The sequence below is a fragment of the Enterococcus raffinosus genome (genome assembly GCF_018917525.1).
In the GTDB taxonomy this organism is placed as follows: domain Bacteria; phylum Bacillota; class Bacilli; order Lactobacillales; family Enterococcaceae; genus Enterococcus_A; species Enterococcus_A raffinosus_A.
The window spans coordinates 1-1,612 of record NZ_JAHLOS010000090.1; the positions used below are offsets into that span (position 1 = coordinate 1).

Below are 1,612 nucleotides of genomic sequence, written 5' to 3' on the forward strand. Positions count from 1 at the left end.
CTCTTTGAACTCAGCCTGTGAAAACGCTTCATTAGGCTAGGCTTTTTTGAGTGCACCTTCTTTCAGTTCTTTAGGGTAGAAAACGTGTTACTTTACTCTTGACTTATTACCACTAGACTTATCATTCAACTTATTTTTCGCAACAGCCATAATGAAAAACAAACATAACATCAGCAGGCCGATTCCTCCGAATAAAAAAGATTTTTCTTCATTTGTTTTTGGGTACATTTTAGAACCTGATCCTGTTGCGACTGCCCCCATTTGAGGTGCGTCATTTTGGGAATCGTTCATCGATACCTTTTCCATTGGTATCGTTTGATTTTTATTACTAGGTTGATAAAATGTTATACCCGCTTCGCTTTTGGCTTGCTCAGCAGCTTCTGCTGGCATAGATACCCCTATCAATAACGCCAAAAGCAAAAAGCTTAATACTTTTTTCATTTCTCTCCCCCGCTCTATCGATCTTTACTTTTTAATTTGTAAATATACACGATTAAACCCAGAATGATTCCCAAGAATACGATCCCTATTAAATAAAGCAGCCAGCTATAATCCTTTGTATCTTTTACTTCTACTGCTTGCTTATTCAATTTTTCATCCGTACCTTTGATTTCAAACTCTTTTCTAAACACCCATTTCTTTCCTGCATCATTTTTTAAATGCATTGTTAGTTCATATTTGCCTTTTTTAAGAGGCTCGTTATTCCAACTGATCGGCAAACGGAAGTTGGTTCGCGGTGCAAAGGAGATTTTTTTATCTAAGACTTTTAGTATGTCCTTTTGACCTTTTTTTGTCACCGTCGCATGCATAGCCAATTTGCTCATGAGTATGGGCTGCGTATTTTCCATCTCAGCAAATACTGTCAAATAACCATTGTCTAATCCTGGAGTCACTTTTGTTAAAGCCAATCCTGGTTGGAGCTCTTTATCTGAACAGCTGAGTTTGGCACCAATAGTATAGGCAAATTTATTTTTGAGGCTGAATCCTTCATCTTTTTTTTCTTGCCCTTTCGTATCTTCATAGCAATAAAAGCCGCCTAGAATCGTTCCATCGAATCCTTCAGCAGGAACCTTTAATTGAAAGCTTACATCCCGCGCTTCTCCTGGCTTCAGCGTAACTGTCTGCGGCTCAGAGATGAGTTCTTCAAAAGATGGTCCACCAATTAGCTTGGCACCATGCTTTGAATAATCAATTGAACCATTTTTATTAGTAATGGCGTTATTTCCCTCAACCATGACCTGAATCTGCTTTTCACTTGTATTTTGCAGCTTTAGTGTTAATTCCTGCTCAGCACCAGGCTGCACCTTCAGATCATAATAGCTAGCCTCAGATTGCTGATTCTCAGGTAAAACTGCTTGAGCATCAAAGCTGACCTTATTTGTCGTGTTGTTTTCTTCAGCCAAAGTATGAGTTGGTAAAAAAAGAACTGTTAAGCTAACAAAACAAAGAATAAAAAAGAGGGGGAATCTCTTCCAATGTCATTAACTTAAGGCACTTGATTTTTATAAAGAGGCACAAACTCGGAACAGTTCGAATTTGTGCCTCTTTTTTTGCTTTTTTCAAGTTATACTTAAAAGAGAGAAGTCCAGTAAAGGAGGGGTTAAAAATGATG

General features: G+C 38.0%; 2 protein-coding genes. Both read right to left on the minus strand.

Annotated elements, in window-relative coordinates; translation table 11 throughout:
- Nucleotides 1-87: 87 nt before the first annotated feature.
- Nucleotides 88-441: an LPXTG cell wall anchor domain-containing protein gene (locus KQI58_RS22375; protein ID WP_216411138.1), complete on the minus strand. Its 354-nt coding sequence runs from the start codon at nucleotides 439-441 to the stop codon at nucleotides 88-90.
- Between the two features lie 14 nt (nucleotides 442-455).
- Nucleotides 456-1,451, minus strand: coding sequence for a DUF916 and DUF3324 domain-containing protein (locus KQI58_RS22380; protein WP_216411139.1), 996 nt, complete (start codon nucleotides 1,449-1,451; stop codon nucleotides 456-458).
- Nucleotides 1,452-1,612: the final 161 nt, after the last annotated feature.